At 71.7% G+C, this 16,164-nt stretch carries 13 protein-coding genes; 5 read left to right on the forward strand and 8 right to left on the reverse strand.

The window, feature by feature from the left end:
* Positions 1–237 precede the first annotated feature (237 nt).
* Complete coding sequence (locus ABJI51_RS08040) at positions 238–2,976, forward strand: DEAD/DEAH box helicase (RefSeq protein WP_348949777.1); 2,739 nt, start codon at positions 238–240, stop codon at positions 2,974–2,976.
* A gap of 83 nt (positions 2,977–3,059) precedes the next feature.
* Here the strand turns inward: ABJI51_RS08040 and ABJI51_RS08045 are convergent, their stop codons facing one another.
* The 8 genes from ABJI51_RS08045 to ssd all read right to left on the reverse strand — a co-directional run bounded on the left by ABJI51_RS08045 (position 3,060) and on the right by ssd (position 9,191).
* A complete protein-coding gene (locus ABJI51_RS08045; protein ID WP_348948800.1) occupies positions 3,060–3,677 on the reverse strand; it encodes a bifunctional DNA primase/polymerase in 618 nt (205 codons plus the stop codon).
* A 617-nt stretch (positions 3,678–4,294) separates the two neighbouring features.
* Positions 4,295–4,657 (reverse strand): Rv3654c family TadE-like protein, encoded by a 363-nt coding sequence (locus ABJI51_RS08050; protein WP_348948801.1) that lies wholly within the window; start codon positions 4,655–4,657, stop codon positions 4,295–4,297.
* Positions 4,644–5,003: a TadE family type IV pilus minor pilin gene (locus tag ABJI51_RS08055; RefSeq protein ID WP_348948803.1), complete on the reverse strand. Its 360-nt coding sequence runs from the start codon at positions 5,001–5,003 to the stop codon at positions 4,644–4,646. Before ABJI51_RS08055 ends, ABJI51_RS08050 begins: the two co-directional genes overlap by 14 nt.
* Positions 5,000–5,179, reverse strand: a complete 180-nt coding sequence (locus tag ABJI51_RS08060) for a DUF4244 domain-containing protein (protein WP_348948804.1) — start codon at positions 5,177–5,179, stop codon at positions 5,000–5,002. The genes ABJI51_RS08055 and ABJI51_RS08060 overlap by 4 nt, the downstream gene beginning before the upstream one ends.
* Before the next feature lie 24 nt (positions 5,180–5,203).
* Entirely contained in the window at positions 5,204–5,926 is a 723-nt protein-coding gene (locus ABJI51_RS08065) for a type II secretion system F family protein (RefSeq protein WP_348948806.1), read from the reverse strand.
* Positions 5,923–6,681 carry a type II secretion system F family protein gene (locus tag ABJI51_RS08070; RefSeq protein WP_348948808.1) on the reverse strand — a complete coding sequence of 253 codons (759 nt, stop codon included), beginning with the start codon at positions 6,679–6,681 and terminating at the stop codon, positions 5,923–5,925. Before ABJI51_RS08070 ends, ABJI51_RS08065 begins: the two co-directional genes overlap by 4 nt.
* 31 nt (positions 6,682–6,712) lie before the next feature.
* A complete protein-coding gene (locus ABJI51_RS08075; protein ID WP_348948810.1) occupies positions 6,713–7,864 on the reverse strand; it encodes a TadA family conjugal transfer-associated ATPase in 1,152 nt (383 codons plus the stop codon).
* A 253-nt stretch (positions 7,865–8,117) separates the two neighbouring features.
* Positions 8,118–9,191, reverse strand: a complete 1,074-nt coding sequence (gene ssd / locus ABJI51_RS08080; protein WP_348948812.1) for a septum site-determining protein Ssd — start codon at positions 9,189–9,191, stop codon at positions 8,118–8,120.
* A gap of 563 nt (positions 9,192–9,754) precedes the next feature.
* On the opposite strand from ssd, the gene ABJI51_RS08085 reads away from it, so the two are divergent.
* The 4 genes from ABJI51_RS08085 (at position 9,755) to ABJI51_RS08100 (ending at position 15,991) form a co-directional block, all read left to right on the forward strand.
* Complete coding sequence (locus ABJI51_RS08085) at positions 9,755–10,585, forward strand: HAD family hydrolase (RefSeq protein ID WP_348948814.1); 831 nt, start codon at positions 9,755–9,757, stop codon at positions 10,583–10,585.
* Between the two features lie 641 nt (positions 10,586–11,226).
* On the forward strand, positions 11,227–12,966 hold the full coding sequence (locus ABJI51_RS08090) for a glycoside hydrolase family 3 protein (protein ID WP_348949778.1): 1,740 nt from the start codon (positions 11,227–11,229) through the stop codon (positions 12,964–12,966).
* Positions 12,963–14,222 carry an exo-beta-N-acetylmuramidase NamZ family protein gene (locus ABJI51_RS08095; RefSeq protein ID WP_348948816.1) on the forward strand — a complete coding sequence of 420 codons (1,260 nt, stop codon included), beginning with the start codon at positions 12,963–12,965 and terminating at the stop codon, positions 14,220–14,222. Before ABJI51_RS08090 ends, ABJI51_RS08095 begins: the two co-directional genes overlap by 4 nt.
* A gap of 47 nt (positions 14,223–14,269) precedes the next feature.
* Positions 14,270–15,991 carry a serine hydrolase domain-containing protein gene (locus tag ABJI51_RS08100; RefSeq protein WP_348949779.1) on the forward strand — a complete coding sequence of 574 codons (1,722 nt, stop codon included), beginning with the start codon at positions 14,270–14,272 and terminating at the stop codon, positions 15,989–15,991.
* Positions 15,992–16,164 lie beyond the last annotated feature (173 nt).

Here is a 16,164-nt window from a genome sequence, read left to right on the forward strand (position 1 = left end):
TGCACGTCTCACATGACGCTCACCACAGAGGGTGTGGATTGCGGGAGTGTATTGGTATCGCAACCTGCGTCTTCACGCCGTCCCGGTGACGGTACATTCCGTTACCTTGTGAGCCTCCTCACTTGATCGATCACCCTCTCGCCGATGCGTTGGCGCAGCTGGGATGCCGGAACTGTCGTACCCCTGTGCCAAGCTCGGCGGGTGGACGACTCACGTGGGCGGCGGCTGCTGGGGCGGGTGACCGCCGGCATCCCGTCGCGCGAGAACCCGGTCACGCACGTCGCGGACCTGCCGGGCCGAGCCGCGCGCTACGCAGAGTGGCCGTCGTGGGCGGATCCGGCGGTGGTCGCTGCGCTGCGTGACCGCGGCGTGGCGGCGCCCTGGGCTCATCAGGCCGAAGCGGCTTCGCACGCGTACGAAGGCCGTCACGTCGTGATCTCGACCGGCACGGCGTCGGGCAAGTCGCTGGCCTACCAGCTGCCGGTGCTGTCCCGGCTGGCCGCGAGCGGGAAGGCGAAAGCTTCAGGTCGGGGGGCCCGGGGCGAAGCCCCGGTTGTCACAGCGTTGTACCTGTCGCCGACGAAGGCGCTGGGGGCGGACCAGCTGCGTTCGGTGTCCTCTTTGGACATTCCGGGGGTGCGGGCGGCGGCGTTCGACGGGGACACGCCGATGGCCGAGCGCGACTGGGTGCGCGCGCACGCGAACTGGGTGTTCACGAACCCGGACATGCTGCACCGCGGGATCCTCTCGGCGCACGGCCGGTGGGCGACGTTCTTCCGGCGGCTCAGCTGCGTGGTGGTCGACGAGTGCCACAGCTATCGCGGCGTCTTCGGCTCGCACGTCGCGTTGCTGCTTCGCCGACTTCGGCGCGTCGCCGAGCACTACGGTGCTTCGCCGGTGTTCGTGCTCGCGTCGGCGACGACGGCTTCGCCTGCTTCGTTCGCTTCGCGGTTGACGGGGTTGCCATGTGTTGCCGTGACCGAAGATGCGTCGCCGCGCGGCGCGCGGACGGTCGCGTTGTGGGAGCCACCGCTGTTGGAGGAGCTGACCGGGGAGAACGGCGCGCCGGTCCGGCGCCCGGCGGGCACGGAGGCGTCGCGGATCCTGGCCGACCTGGTGCTGGAAGGTGCGCGGTCGCTGGCGTTCATCCGGTCGCGGCGGGGCGCGGAGCTGGCCGCGCTGGGAGCGCGTCGCATCCTGTCCGAAGTGGACCCTGCGCTGGCCGAAACCGTTGCGGCGTATAGGTCCGGGTATCTGCCGGAGGAGCGTCGCGCGCTGGAAGCGGCGTTGCTGTCGGGGCGGCTGCTGGGTGTCGCGACGACCAACGCGCTGGAGCTGGGCGTCGACATCGCGGGGCTGGACGCGGTGGTGCTCGCCGGCTACCCGGGCACGCTCGCGTCGTTCTGGCAGCAGGCCGGGCGGGCCGGGCGGTCCGGCGACTCGGCGCTGGTGGTGTTCGTCGCGCGGGACGACCCGCTCGACACGTACCTGGTGCACCACCCGGCGGCCCTGCTCGAGCGGCCGGTGGAGACGGCGGTCCTCGACCCGGCGAATCCCTATGTGCTGGCGCCGCAGCTGGCGTGCGCCGTGGCCGAGCTGCCGCTGACCGTGCCGGAGCTGGAGATGTTCGGCGGCGCGGCGGCCACGGAGGTGCTCGCCGAACTGGCGGAGCGGAAGATGCTGCGCCGCCGGTCGAGCGGCTGGTACTGGACTTCGCGCGAGCGCCCGCATGCCGAGGTCGGCATCCGCGGGACGGGCGGCGAGCAGATCGCGGTGGTCGAGGCGGACTCCGGGCGGATGCTCGGAACGGTCGACCCGGGCTCGGCCTGCTTCGCCGTGCACCCGGGCGCGGTTTATCTGCACCAGGGTTCGTCGTACGTGGTCGACGAGCTGGACCTGGAGACCGGGCTGGCGCTGGTGCACGCAGAGAACCCGGACTGGACGACGACGCCGCGCGAGGTCGTGGACATTTCGGTGTTGAGCACGCAGGAGAAGCAGGACTTCGGCGGGGTGAGCGTCTGCCTGGGCGAGGTGGCGGTGACGTCGCAGGTGGTGGGTTATCTGCGCCGTCGGCCGTCCGGGGAGGTGCTGGACCACACGCCGCTCGACCTGCCGGAGCAGAGCCTGCACACGCGCGCGGTCTGGTACACGATCTCGGCGGAGCTGCTCGGCCTCGAGGAACCGCGGCGGCGGGCGAGTAATCGCTCGGCCACGGCGGCTCGCTCGGTTGGCGAGGAACCGGCGGCAACCGGCTCGAACGCCGGGCCCCACTCGGCCGACGAGAAACCGGCGGCAACCGGCTCGAACGCCGGGCCTCACTCGGCTGGCGAGAAATTGGCGGGCAGCCCTGCCACGGCAGCCCGCTCGACTGGCGAGGACCCGGCAGCGACCGACCAGAGCACTCCGACCCGCTCGGCCGGCGAGCCGGTGGGGGCTCGCTCGGCCGTCGTCCGTGGTTCCGCGGCCGATGGCGAGGTGGGGACCGGGGGCCATCGGGTGGGGACCGAATCTGCGGGGCCGGTGGGGACCGGGGAGGAATCCCTGGCGAACGGTCGGGGGCCCGTTCACGAGGGTGGCAGGGCACCGGGGAGCGCCGGACTGGTTCCGGCGCGTGTCCCCGGTGCCCTGCATGCCGCCGAGCACGCGGCGATCGGCCTGCTACCGCTGTTCGCTACGTGCGACCGGTGGGACATCGGCGGGGTGAGTACCGCGTGGCACGAAGACACCGGGGAGGCGACGGTGTTCGTGCATGACGGCCATCCCGGGGGTGCGGGATTCGCCGAACGCGGTTATGCCGCGATTGTCCCGTGGCTGGCCGCAACGCGGGAGGCGATCGTCTCCTGCGAGTGCCCGACGGGATGCCCGTCCTGCGTCCAGTCGCCGAAGTGCGGGAACGGCAACGATCCGCTGGACAAGGCGGGGGCGGTGGCCGTTCTGGAAACCGTGCTCGGGGCGTTGCGTCAACACGGGAGCTAGAACGGCCACTGGTGGTTCATGGAGTTGTGTCGTGCTCCGCCTCGGCCGGGCTGGGACCGGTCGGCGGCGGTGGTCCGGTGCGGTCAGGCCGCGGTGGACTGGACCAGCTGCGGAGCTTCGGCACCGGCCAGTGCGCGGACGAGCACGTCGTGCACCTCGGCGGCGTCCGGCAGCTGCCAGCCGCACACCTCGGGCTTGACGCGCCAGTGCACGACACCGTGCTGGAACGGCGACGGCGGCAGCGGGATGTAGCTTTCCTTGCCGTGCCACTGGATCGAGGCGCGCTCGGCCAGCTCGGCCGGGATGCGGTCGGCGACGGTGGTGAGGAACAGCCAGCGGCCGTTCGGCAGCGCGATGATGGGCGCGGGGTGGCCGATGGCGCGGAGCAGGCGGCAGGCGCGCTTGCCGAGTTCGTCGTCGACCTCGATGGCGTCGAGGACGGTGCCGGTGGCGACGAGCAGGCTGTGGGTGCGGTCGGAGAACCAGGTGGCGACCTCGTGGGCGTGGGTGCCGATCTGCTCGCGCCAGGTGTCACTGGCCGGGACGGGACGGCGCCAGGTGAGGTCGTCGCCGTCGGTGAGCGGAGCGGGGTCGACGCCCGGGAGCACCGGCCAGCCGCGCCAGGCGAGACCGATCGCCTCCGCCCGCAGTTCGATGCGGAAGGCGCCCCGCCAGCTGTCCGGCCAATTCGCGTCCAACATTGTCTTTCCTGCCTTCACGTTCCGGTTCTCCGCGACCCGCTAGACCCTGTCGTGGTGTCGCACATCTCACTTAACGGCAAGTTGCACATTGCCCGGAACCCCCACGCGACAACCGGTGGTTACGAGGCGATGAACGCCCAGTGATCCATACGGCCCGACCGAATCCCCCGGCACCGACGGACGGTGAACGGCACCCGCGAACGGACCGTTCGTCGCGCGAAAGCCCAGGACAGATGTTCCCTCGACGGCTCGCGAAGTGGGCTGGTTCCGGCGGTTCGGCCCAGGTGAGCGGCGGGTTCGACCGCTCGCCGTGTATCAGCGACCGCTGCCCGTGACCACCGGCCGCTCGTCGCCCGGCCCGGCGGATCAGCCGGTCGTCGCCGCATACCGACCGGTCGGCGTCCGGCGACCGGTCGGTTCGGCTGGTTTCGGTGAATGGGTGGCGGGCTTGGCTGCCGTTGGCCGGGTCGCGCGGGCGGATGCCGCCATGGTGGACGCGGCGGCGGGTGGATGAACGGGGTGCGAGCTGGTCGGGGCTCGGCGAGTGCCGGGCACGCCGCCGCCGGTTGCCGTGGCTGGCTGGGCTTCGCTCGCGCCCGGGTGGTCGCCGACGTCGGTTAGGGCGGCTGGTTGGTTGGTCCCGCTCTTGCGTGGGCGGCGACTTCCACCAAGCCCGCCATGCCCTCCCTGGGGGCACGGACCTCGACCAGTGCGTCGAGTTGCTGCCAGCGGCAGGTCAGGAGCGTCACTCCCATCCGGTCCGCGATCCACTTTGCGTGTTCGCATGCCCGGACGGGGCCTTCCGCTGCGTGGGAGGCCGCTGCCAGGGCTGCCAGGTCTGCTGCCGCCTCGGCTCGGTGGCGGGTGATTGTTGCCGCCGCCAGCCAGATTGACAGTGTTGCCACCGTTGTCAGTGCCGCTACCGCCAATGCCGTCCAGATCGTTGCCGCTCCGGTGTCCCGTGGCTCAGTGCGGTGCATCCGGGACCTCCGTTCCCGGTTCCGCGACCGCGTAGGCCTCGGCGTCCAGGTGAATCGCCGGGAGGAGGCCGGTCACCGGCTGGGCCGTGACCTTCACCGTTATGGCGTCGCCGATGTGGTGCACGCTCAGGCCCGCGCCCGGTGGCGCGATCGCGCGGACCGCTGCCTCCGCCGCCTGGGGTTGGCCTCTTGCCACCAGGCGGGCTGCCTCGCGGGCCGCGTCCGTGCAGCGCAGCTGGCTCGTCACGACCGCCAGGCCCGCGAGCACCAGCGCCGTCACCACCGTCAGCCCGGCCATGGCGAGCGCTGCCTCGACCGTCACCGATCCCCTGTCGCGGCCTCTCATGACGGCACCGACAGGGCCTTCATGACCAGCTTCGTCAGCCACGAAACCACCGAGTCGCCGGTCAGCAAGGAATAGAGGACCGCCGCGAACGCCGCCACCGCGAGGGTGACGATGGCGTACTCGACGGTCGTCGAGCCGTCGTCCGAGCGGGGACGGCGGCGATGGAACGCGCGCATGGGATTTCCCTTCGGGTGCTGGGTTCAGAAGAGCGGGCCGAGACGTCCGGCCAGGCCGAGCACGACCGGCAGCACGCCCAGACAGAAGAAGGCGGGCAGGAAACACAGGCCGACCGGCAGCGCGAGCGCCACCCCGGCCCGTTCGGCGCGCTCCTCCGCGTCGGTCGCCAGCTCGTCGCGGAAGCGCCCGGCCAGGTCGGCCGCCGCCGTGGCGAACGCCGCGCCCGAACGGGACGTCCGGATCGCCGCGCTCGCCAGTTCGCCGAGGCCCGGGATGGCCTGTACCCGCGCCCAGGCCTCGTGCGGGCCGGAACCGAGCGCGAGCAGTCCCGCGGTCGAGCGCAGCGCCGTCCCCGCTTCGGCAGGCGCCGTGCCTGCCACGGCCTCCAGCGCCGAAGGCACCGGCAGACCAGCGCGCAGGCAGGCCGCGAGAAGATCGAGTGTTCCCGCGAGGCGCAGCCTGGTGGCGATGTCCACGGCCGGTGCGCGCGGGCGCCGGGTGCGGCGGATCGCCCACCAGCCGGTCGACGTCACGATCACGCCCGCCGCCACACCGGCGGCTCCGCCGGCCAGCACCGCTGTCGAAGCGCCGGCCAAGACCGTCGCGAAGTACGGCATCGTTCGATACCACTGGCGGCCCGGCACGCGCAGCGGGCCGTCGGCCAGGCTCCTGAAGCGACGCGCCGCTGTTTCGTCCGGCCAGACGAACAGCGCCACCCCGGTCAGCAGGATCGCCACCGCGGTCATCGGATCCGCACCCGTCCGGTCAGAGCGCGGCACCAGGCCGTTCCCGCCCAGAGCAGGACGCTGCCCGTCACCAGCAGCAGCTGGCCCGGCGTGCTCCCGGCCAGCAGGCGCAGCGGGGCCGCGCCCATGGCCTGCCCGAGCAGCACGCACAGCGCCGGGAGTCCGGTGAGCACGGCCGCGCTCGCTCGTGGCCCCGCCAGCTTCGCTCGCATCCGGCGGGCGAACGCGAGACCGGCTTCGGCGTCGCGGCGGACCGCGTCGAGGACGTCGGCCATCGGCAAGCCGTGGCGCCTGCCCAGGGTCCAGGCCGCAGCCAGCTCCGGAATGGCCGGTGCGTGCAGGTCCGTGTCGAGGCGGGCCGCCGTTGCCAGGGCATGGAGGTCCGCCGCCACGGCCGGGGCCGCTTCCGCCGCCGCTTCCGCCGCGGAGACCGGATGGGCGCCGGAGCGCAGCTCGGCCACCATCGTCCGCAACGCGGTCGCGGTGTGCGTGGCCATCGCGAGTTCGGTTGTGGCGCGTTGGTGCGCTCGCCGTTCCTGACGCCACGCCAGCGTCAGGACGCCGGCGGCGATCGCGCCTCCTGCGCCGGCGAACGCTCCGGCCAGCGCGGCCGGGAGCAGCCATCGGACGGCGCGCCACGCCTGGGGAATCCGGAATCTCGCCGGACGCTCCGCCGCGGCCTGCAGCCGGGTGCGCGCCGGGGGCCAGCACACGAGCGCGGCACCCAGGCACAGCGGGAACCACGGGGTGATCACCGGATTCTCCTTCGCCGTCGCGAAAAGACGTTCAGCACGCGATCGCCCCCGACGTCACGAAGAGGTGGCGATCGATCGTCCAGCGGCCACTGCGCCACACCGGCACGACGCGGGCGCGGCCGTGTTCGGCGCGGAGCACGCCGACCTCGGCCAGGCGCCGACGGCCGCCCGGTTCGCGGCGCATGTGCAGCACCACGCGGACGGCGGCGACGAGCTGGCTGTGCACCGCGTCCCGTCCGAGACCGCCGAGCGCGGCGAGTGCCTCGATGCGCGCCGGTACCTCGGCCGGGGAGTTGGCGTGGACGGTGCAGGCGCCGCCGTCGTGTCCGGTGTTGAGGGCTGCGAGCAGTGCGCAGACCTCGGCGCCGCGGACCTCGCCGACCACCAGGCGGTCAGGGCGCATCCGCAGTGCCTGGCGCACCAGCTCGGGCAGCTCGACCGCGCCCGCACCCTCCACATTGGCCGGACGGGCGACGAGGCTGACGAACTGCGGGTGCGCCGGTTGCAGTTCGCCGGCGTCCTCGACGCAGACGATGCGCTCGGCCGGATCGACCGCGCCGAGCAGGGCGGCCAGAAGCGTGGTCTTGCCCGCGCCCGTGCCGCCGGTGACGAGGAACGCCATCCGCCGTGACACGACGGTCCGCAGGAGGTTCGCGCCGCCCGCGTCGAAGACACCGAGGTCGCCGAGCGCGCCGAGGTCGTGGGTTGCCGGGCGCAGGACGCGCAAGGACAGGCAGGTGCCGCCGGCCGCAATCGGGGGCAGGACCGCGTGCATGCGGACGCGGCCGTGGGGTCCGGCGCCGGGGAGCCAGCCGTCCACAAAGGGCTGTGCGTCGTCGAGGCGGCGGCCCGCCGCCAGGGCGAGGCGCTGGGCCAGGCGGCGGACGGACTCTTCGCCGGTGAAGCGGACGCCGGTGCGCGCGAGGCCTTCGGGACCGTCGGTCCAGACCTCTTGGGGGCCGGTGACGAGCACGTCGGTGGTGGCCGGGTCGTCGAGGAGCGGGGCGAGCGGGCCGGCGCCGACGAACTCGTCGCGGGCGCGGCGCGCGGCGTCGAGGACCGCGTCGTGGCCGAGGGCGCCGCCTGCCTCGGCGCGGACCGCGGTCGCGACGGCCACCGGGTCGGCCTGGCGGCGGTCGCCGGCGAGGCGGTTGCGGACTCGGTCCACGAAGTCGATGGTCATGGGTTCACCGCCTGGGTTGGTGGGGTGGGATCGGTGGGGGTGCCGGGCTGGGCGGGTGAATCGGGAACAGCTTCAGCCGTGACTCGGGTGCCGGGCTGGAGCGTGGACGCATCGCCTGCGGGTGGCGAATCCAGTTGGCCGGACGCTGGAAACGTCAGCAGCGTCAGGAAGTTCTTCGCGCTCACCGCTCCCCTGCCCGCCAGCGTCACCACCGTGGGCAGCAAGAGGTCTCCGACCCTGACCGGGCCGCTCCTCATCGGGCTGTCTCGCGGGCTCTGCGGTGGGTCGCCACCAGGACCTCTGCTGCCGCCTCTGTCAGGTAGCGTGGGCGGGTTTCTGCCAGCTCGCCCCTTTCCAGTGCATTCAGCACCGTTCGGTCCGGGGGCATCGATGTCAGCAGGGGCAGGTTCAGGAGCTTGGCCGTGTGGTGTCCCGATTCCGGGGAGCGGCAGGGTCCACATGCGACCACTCCCGTGCGGGACGTCAGCGGGGACAGACCGCGCAGCACTCGCTTGGCCGCGTTGCATGCCCGGAACTCCACCGGGACCAGGAGGGCCACCGTGTCGGCTGCCTTGACTGCTTCCGTTGCCGCCTCGCCCAGGGTTCGGGGGAGGTCGCACACCACCGTGCGGCCCGCGCGGCGGCTTGCGGACAGGATTGCCGACAGCGATGCCGCGTCCGGGCCTTCGCCCTGCGGGCCGCACGACAGCACCGGGAGGCTGCCTCCCGGGTGTCTTCGCTGGGGTAGGGCCGCCGACAACGACTGGGCCGAGACGCGGCCGCTTGCCTGGACCTCCGGCCAGCGTGGGCCGGGCACCTTCTCCAAGCCGAGCAACATGTCCAGACCACCGCCGAGCGGGTCGCAGTCGACCAGCAGGGCGCCGCCCGGCTCGTGGTCGGCCGCGAGGGCCAGCGCCGCCGCGAACACCGATGCTCCCGCGCCGCCGCGGCCGCCGACCACCGCGAACACCAGGCCCGCCTGCTTCGCCGGTTTCTCGACGACGTCGGCGAACACTCCGGCCAGCTGCGTCTCCTCGTCCGGCAGCGAGATCACGCGCTCGATGCCGCCGCGGAACGCGCGCTCCCACGTCTTCGGGCCCGGGCTGCCCTTGCAGACCAGCAGGATCCCGCTGCGCCGTGGCAGCGCCGGTGGCAGCCGCGCCGTCTCTTCGTCGAGGACCACCAGTGGCGCGTCCGCCCAGTGGTCGCCTGCCGCGGTCAGGTCCGGTGCCCGGTCGAGCTCGCAGCCCGCGACCGCCGCCACGCGCAGTATCTCGTCGAGCACCGTCTCGTCCGCCGCGATCACCAGCGGCCGTTCCCCCGTCATGCGTCCTCCCCGTCGTCGGTGCGGGCCCCGGGTGGCCCGGCTTCCACGGTCGCGGGCGGCGGCGGGGCGGCACAACGGGCCGGGAGCCCGCCTGTGGACAACTGGGGTGTTGTGGACAACCGCGGTCCGGGGAACGGCTCGCGAGCCGGTTCTGTCGGTGGGCTGTGGGAGGATCGCGCGCCGAAACCGGCGCGAATCGCCGCATCCGGAAACCCGGGAAAAGTAAACGCACGGCAAGAACTGCAAGTCGCAAAAACGCAAATCACCAGGACAACGGGAATTGCGCAGGCAAGCGGGAGGTAAGAGGGCGGCCCCCGCCAGGGGGGAGGGACGGGGGCCGCCGTGGGTTCAGCCCCGGGGGGTCGGACTGAACCGGCCCGGTTGGACACCGGGCTCCCTCACTGTAACTCCGCCGGGCGCCGATGCGCGCGCCGGATGAGGCACACAGTTCGGTAACGGCACAGCGCGCCGGAAGTCCCTGCCTGTCATGGAATTTCCGCCGCACCGGCGCGCTCGTGGTGGATGAACGGGACGCGCCGCGATCAAGCTCCTATCCTGGACGCGTGGCCGAACCGAGCAGCGACCCGTCGCGCATCCGGAAGCCGGGCCCGGAGCACGCGGTCGCCGCGTTCTTCGACCTGGACAAGACGATCATCGCTTCGTCGAGCGCGCTGGCGTTCAGCAAGCCGCTGCTCAAGGAAGGGCTGATCAACCGCCGGGCGGCGTTGCGCAGTGCCTACGCGCAGCTGGTTTTCTCCCTCGCCGGCGCCGACGAGAACAAGACCGAGCGCCTGCGTGCCGAGGTTTCCGCGCTGTGCGCCGGCTGGGACGTCGCCCAGGTTTCGGCGATCGTCCGCGAAACCCTGCACGACGTCGTCGACCCGCTCGTGTACGCGGAGGCGGCGGAACTGATCGCGCGTCACCGCGAGGACGGGCACGACGTCATCGTCCTGTCCGCGACCGGCGAAGAGGTCGTCGCGCCGGTGGCGGAGATGCTCGGCGCGACCCGCAGCGTCGCCACGCGGATGCAGATCGTCGACGGCCGCTACTCCGGCGAAGTCGACTTCTACTGCTACGGCGCGAACAAGGCCGTCGCCGCGAAGCAGCTCGCCGCGACCTACGGCTACGACCTCGCCGAGTGCTTCGCCTACACCGACTCCAGCACGGACATCCCGCTGCTGGAGGTCGTCGGCCACCCGCACGCGGTGAACCCGGACAAGCTGCTGCGCCGCGAAGCCCTCGACCGCGGCTGGCCGATCCTGGCCTTCGACCGGCCGATGTCGCTGCGCACCCGGATCCCCACCCGGTCGGCGGGAATGGTCGCGCTCGGTGTCGGCGCGGTGGCGGCCGGCGCGACCTGGTACGGCCTCAGCCGTCGCCGTCGGTCCCGATAACCCCGGCCGGCCACCCACACGGCCGTACGGCCTGCGGCTTTACCGAGCCCAGCCCCGAATTGTCCGTCGCGCAGGGTGCCGATGTCACCCGATCCAGCCTCTGTACCGGTGCACCCGTCCGCGCACTTGAAGTGACCGGGCTCACGGCGTAGAAAGTAAGTGCGGACGTTCGGTCGGCCAGGGAACAGGTAGAAGAGAAGCCTGTTCCACCCCGGCAAACCTCCGTGCGCGGACTCCGGGTACCCACGCGCAGCGCGCCGCGGGAGGCTCGTCGTCTAGGGACTGCGTAGTGGGACGCCACACGCCGAGTCCATGTAGGTACGACCAGAGTTGCACGCTTGGTCGCCCGAGAAGTCCGCGCTTGCAGGCGGCGCCCGTCGACCCTCCGGGGTCACGGGCGCCGCCTCGTCATATCGCGGGTCCGGTGTCCGCCCGCCGCGGGGTTTCCTACCGATCCGGGTACGACTGGGCCGTTGCTGCGCTCGGTCGATGGACACGACCGGATTCGGTGAGTAGCTTCCCGATACTGGCGCCTCCGGGTGGACTTCTGACGTCGCACCGGGCGCCCGCAACTTTCTGGGAGGCTGGTCGTGACGACCCGAAATCGGAGGTTCCATGCGTTCGCCCTGCCCGTCGCGGGGGTGCTCGCCCTCACCGGTGTGGGTGTCGCGACCGCGGCGAGCGCACCGAGCGTGAGCGCCGACGCGCAGGCGGAAGCCGCCGCGGTGCGGACGCTGCACGGGCTGACGCTCGAGGAGAAGGTCGGGCAGCTCTTCGTCACCTGGGTCAACGGCAAGACGGCCGACGAGGTGAACCCGAAGAACCAGGCCGACTTCGGCGTCGACACTCCCGCCCAGGTCGTGCGGAAGTACCACCTGGGCGGCGTCATCTACTTCAACAACGACTCGCGCGACAACTTCGACGACCCCGTGCAGGTCGCGAAGCTGTCCAACGGCCTGCAGCAGGCCGCGGTCACCAGCGGGGCGCACATCCCGCTGCAGATCGCCGCCGACCAGGAGGGCGGCACGGTCACGCGGATGGGCGCGCCGGCCACCGAGTTCCCGAACGCCATGGCCATCGCCGCCGGGCGGGACACCGGCCGCGCGACGCAGGCCGCGACCATCCTCGGCCGCGAGCTGCGGGCCGTGGGCATCAACCAGGACTTCGCGCCCGACTCGGACGTCAACTCCAACCCGGTCAACCCGGTCATCGGCGTCCGGTCCTTCTCGGGGCAGCCCGGCCTGGCCAGTGACTTCGTCACGGCCGAGGTCAAGGGCTTCGAGAAATCCGTGGCGGCGACCGCCAAGCACTTCCCCGGGCACGGCGCCGCGCCGACCGACAGCCACACCGGGCTGCCGCGCATCGACAGCACCGAAGCGCAGTGGCGCAGCACCGACGTGCCGCCGTTCAAGGCGGCGATCGCGGCAGGCGTCGACTCGATCATGAGCGCGCACATCCAGTTCCCGAGCCTGGACCCGTCGCTGGAACCCGCGACGCTGTCGAAGCCGATCATCACCGGCAAGCTGCGTAACGAACTGGGCTACAACGGCGTCGTCATCACCGACTCACTGGAGATGCAGGGGGTGCGGCAGCTGCACAACGACGCCGAAATCCCGGTGCTCGCGCTCAAGGCGGGCGTCGACCAGCTGCTCATGCCCGTGCACCTCGACGTCGCCATCAACTCCGTCCTCAACGCGGTCAAGTCCGGGGACATCCCGGTGCAGCGGATCGACCGGAGCGTCCTGCGCGTGCTGAAGCTGAAGTTCAAGCGCGGCATCCTGTTCTCGCCGTTCGTCGACCCGGGCCGGGTGATGCAGACCGTCGGCATCCCGTCGAGCCTGGCCACCGCCCAGGACATCGCCGACCGCGGCATCACCGCCATCGCGAACGACGCCGGTCTCCTGCCGCTGAAGCAGAAGCCCGCGACCACGTTCGTCACCGGCTGGGGTGTCTCGACGACGGCGTCGCTGGCGCAGAAGCTGACCGCCCACGGCACCACCGCGACGGCCTACGCGACCGGCCAGGCGCCCACGGACGCCCAGATCGCGCAGGCGGCCGCGAGCGCCCGCAACGCCGACCTCGTCGTCGTGCTGACCAACAACCTCGGCGGGTTCCCCTTGCAGGGCAAGCTGCTCGACGCGCTGCAGGCGACCGGGAAGCCGGTCGTCGCGGTCGCCGCGCAGATCCCGTACGACGCCGGCTACGCGACTCCGGTCAAGACGTGGCTGGCCACCTACGGCTACATCGGGCCGACGCTGGAGGCGCTGGCCAAGGTGATCCTCGGCGAGACGAAGCCGGTCGGGAAGCTGCCGGTCGACATCCCCGCGGGCGCCGACGTGCACACCGTGAAGTACCCGTTCGGCCACGGGCTGACCTGGTGAACCTCAACCGGCGCCACTTCCTCGGCGCGAGCGCGCTGGCGGTCCCGGCCCTGACGGGTGGGTCCGCCGTGGCCGGGGCCGAGCCCGAGCAGGGACACGGCCGCGTGCTCACCGGCGCGGAACAGCTGGCCGCGCAGGGCTGGCGGGCCTTCAAGGGCCGCAAGGTGGGCGTCCTGTCGAACCCGACCGGTGTCCTGCTGGACGGCGACCACATCGTCGACTCGATGGTCGCGGCCGGCGTGAAACCGGTCGCGGCCTTCGGGCCCGAACACGGCTTCCGCGGCAGCGCGCAGGCCGGCGGGTCCGAGGGCGACTACACCGACCCGCGTACCGGCATTCCGGTGTACGACGCGTACGGCGTCGACGCGACGAAGCTCGCTTCGCTGTTCACGAAGGCGGGCGTCGACACGGTCGTGTTCGACATCGCCGACGTCGGCGCGCGCTTCTACACCTACATCTGGTCGCTCTACACGGCGATGGTGGCGGCCGCGAAGACGAACGCGGCCCTCGTCGTGCTGGACCGGCCGAACCCGCTCGGCGGCCGGGCGGCCGGGCCGGTGCTCGACCCGAAGTTCGCCTCCGGGATCGGGCGCAAGCCGATCGCGCAGCAGCACGGCATGACCGTCGGCGAGCTGGCCCGCTTCTTCGCCGGGGAGTTCCTGCCCGGCGAAGGCGTCCGGCTCGAGCACCTCGAGGTCGTCCCGGTACGCGGCTGGCAGCGTGACACGCTCTTCGCGCAGACCGGGCTCAACTGGGTGCTGCCGAGCCCGAACATGCCGACCCCGGACACCGCGCTCGTCTATCCGGGCACGGGGATGTTCGAAGGGACCGTGTTCTCCGAGGGCCGCGGCACGACCCGGCCGTTCGAGATCGTCGGCGCGCCCGGGCTCGACTGGCGCTGGCGCGAGAAGCTCGAGGACGCCGGCCTGCCGGGGGCGGCCTTCCGCGAGACCTACTTCGTGCCCACGTTCAGCAAGTTCGCCAACCAGACCTGCGGTGGCGTGCAGCTGAGCGTGACCGATCCGCGGGCCTTCGACGCGATCCGGACGGCGGTCGCCATGCTCGTCACGGCGAAGGCGCTGCACCCGGACGTCTTCGCGTGGCGGTCCGACAACTACATCGACAAGCTCTCCGGGTCCGACCGGCTGCGGACGATGGTCGACGCCGGTGCGGGCGTCGACGAGGTCACCGGTGCCTGGCGGGCCGAGCTGGCCGAGTTCGACCGGAACCGCCGCCGCTACCTGCTCTACCGCTGAGAGGACGAGTCGTGCGTGCTAGGAAGGTCATCGCCGCGGCCACCGGTGTGCTGGTCGCGCTGACCACGTTGACCTCGGGAGCCGGCGCCATCACCAGCCACGACCCCACGGCCGGCCGCTTCGACCGGCCGCAGCACGGCTTCGCGCCGCCGTGGACGACGCTGCGCGACGGCCGTCCGCAGGAGGTCGACCTGGATCCGGCGCCGATCAAGGCCGCCGAGGACTTCCTGGCGAGCTGGACCAGGCCGGACGCGAGCGGGCACCCGCACTTCTCCGGCGCGGTCGGCCTGCTCGCGCACGACGGCGTCGTCGTCGACCGGTACGCGGTCGGCGGCGCGCTGCGGTACGCCGACGCCAAGGGCACCGAGCTGCCCGCGGACCAGCAGGTCCCGATGCGCAACGACACCATCTTCGACATGGCGTCGATCTCGAAGCTGTTCACCTCGATCGCCGTGCTCCAGCTCGTCGAACGCGGTCAGTTCACCATCGACACGCCGGTGTCCCGCTTCTTCCCGGAGTTCGCCACCGGCGACAAGGCCGCCGTCACGGTCAAGATGCTGCTCACGCACACCTCGGGCTTCGACGCCGACCCGGTCCCGTCGCTGTGGGCGGGCTACCCGGACATCCCGTCGCGCCGCCAGGCCGTGCTGGACAGCCCGCTGAAGAACAAGCCGGGCACGACCTACCTCTACTCCGACATCAACCTGCTCACCCTCGGCTTCATCGTCGAGAAGCTGACCGGGCAGTCCCTCGACAAGGTCGTGCACGACCGGATCACCGCGCCGCTCGGCATGGTGGACACCGGCTACAACCCGCCCGCGGCGAAGCTGGACCGGATCGCGGCGACGGAGTTCGAGGCGAACCCGCCACGCGGGATGGTCCGCGGCAGCGTGCACGACGAGAACGCGTGGTCGCTGGGCGGTGTCGCCGGGCACGCCGGCGTCTTCAGCACGGCGAACGACATGGCCACGCTGGCCCAGGCCATCCTCAACGGCGGCAGCTATCGCGGGCACCGGATCCTGCGTCAGGACACCGTCCGGCAGCTGCTCACGAACTACAACCAGCAGTTCCCGGACGACGCGCACGGCCTCGGCTTCGAGCTCGACCAGCCCTGGTACATGGGTGCACTGGCGTCGCCGGTGACGGCCGGGCACACCGGTTTCACCGGAACGACGCTGGTCATCGACCCGGAATCGCGGTCGTTCGCGATCCTGCTGACCAACCGCGTGCACCCGACGCGGACCTGGGGTTCGATCAACACCGCCCGCCAGGTGTGGGCGACCTCGTTGGCCAGGGCCATGGCCGTGCGGCCTGCCGTCGGAACGGACGCCTGGACGAGCACGCTGGGTAACGCCTCCGTCGCCACGCTGAGTACTCGCGCTTTTACTACGCATAGTGATCAAGCACGGGTGTCCTTTTTTGCTTTCGTGGACACCGAAGGCCCGAGTGATCCACTTGAGCTGCTGGCGAGCACCGACGGCGTGAACTGGCAACCAGTCGCATTGTCGGCGTCCGGGCCGGGCGCACCCTCCGGAAGCGTCACGTCGCTCTCCGGACACGGCCACCGGGCCTGGTGGAAGGTGACGGCGAGCCTGCCGGAAGGCGTTTCAGTGAGCCTCCGCTGGCGTTACAGCACCGACCCGCTCTACACCGGCCGCGGCGTTTCGGTCGACGGTGTGAAAGTCACCGAGAGCGGCCGATCACTCCTCGACGGTGAGCGTGAGCCCGCCGCCTTCGTTGCAGAGGGTTGGCAGTTGAGCGCTCGGTGACCGGCGCATCGCCGAGTGTCGACCGTTAGCCGGATTTTACCGTCTTCTTGCCGCTTGCATCGCGACACTAAGTTGCCAAGTCGTTAGCTTGACCTCGTTAACAAGGTCGACCCTGTTGGCGACTTTCTGGTCAACGATTAATCGCAAATCCCAGATCCGCAGACACGGACGGG

Origin of the sequence: Amycolatopsis melonis, from assembly GCF_040064235.1 — a bacterium.
In the GTDB taxonomy this organism is placed as follows: domain Bacteria; phylum Actinomycetota; class Actinomycetes; order Mycobacteriales; family Pseudonocardiaceae; genus Amycolatopsis; species Amycolatopsis melonis.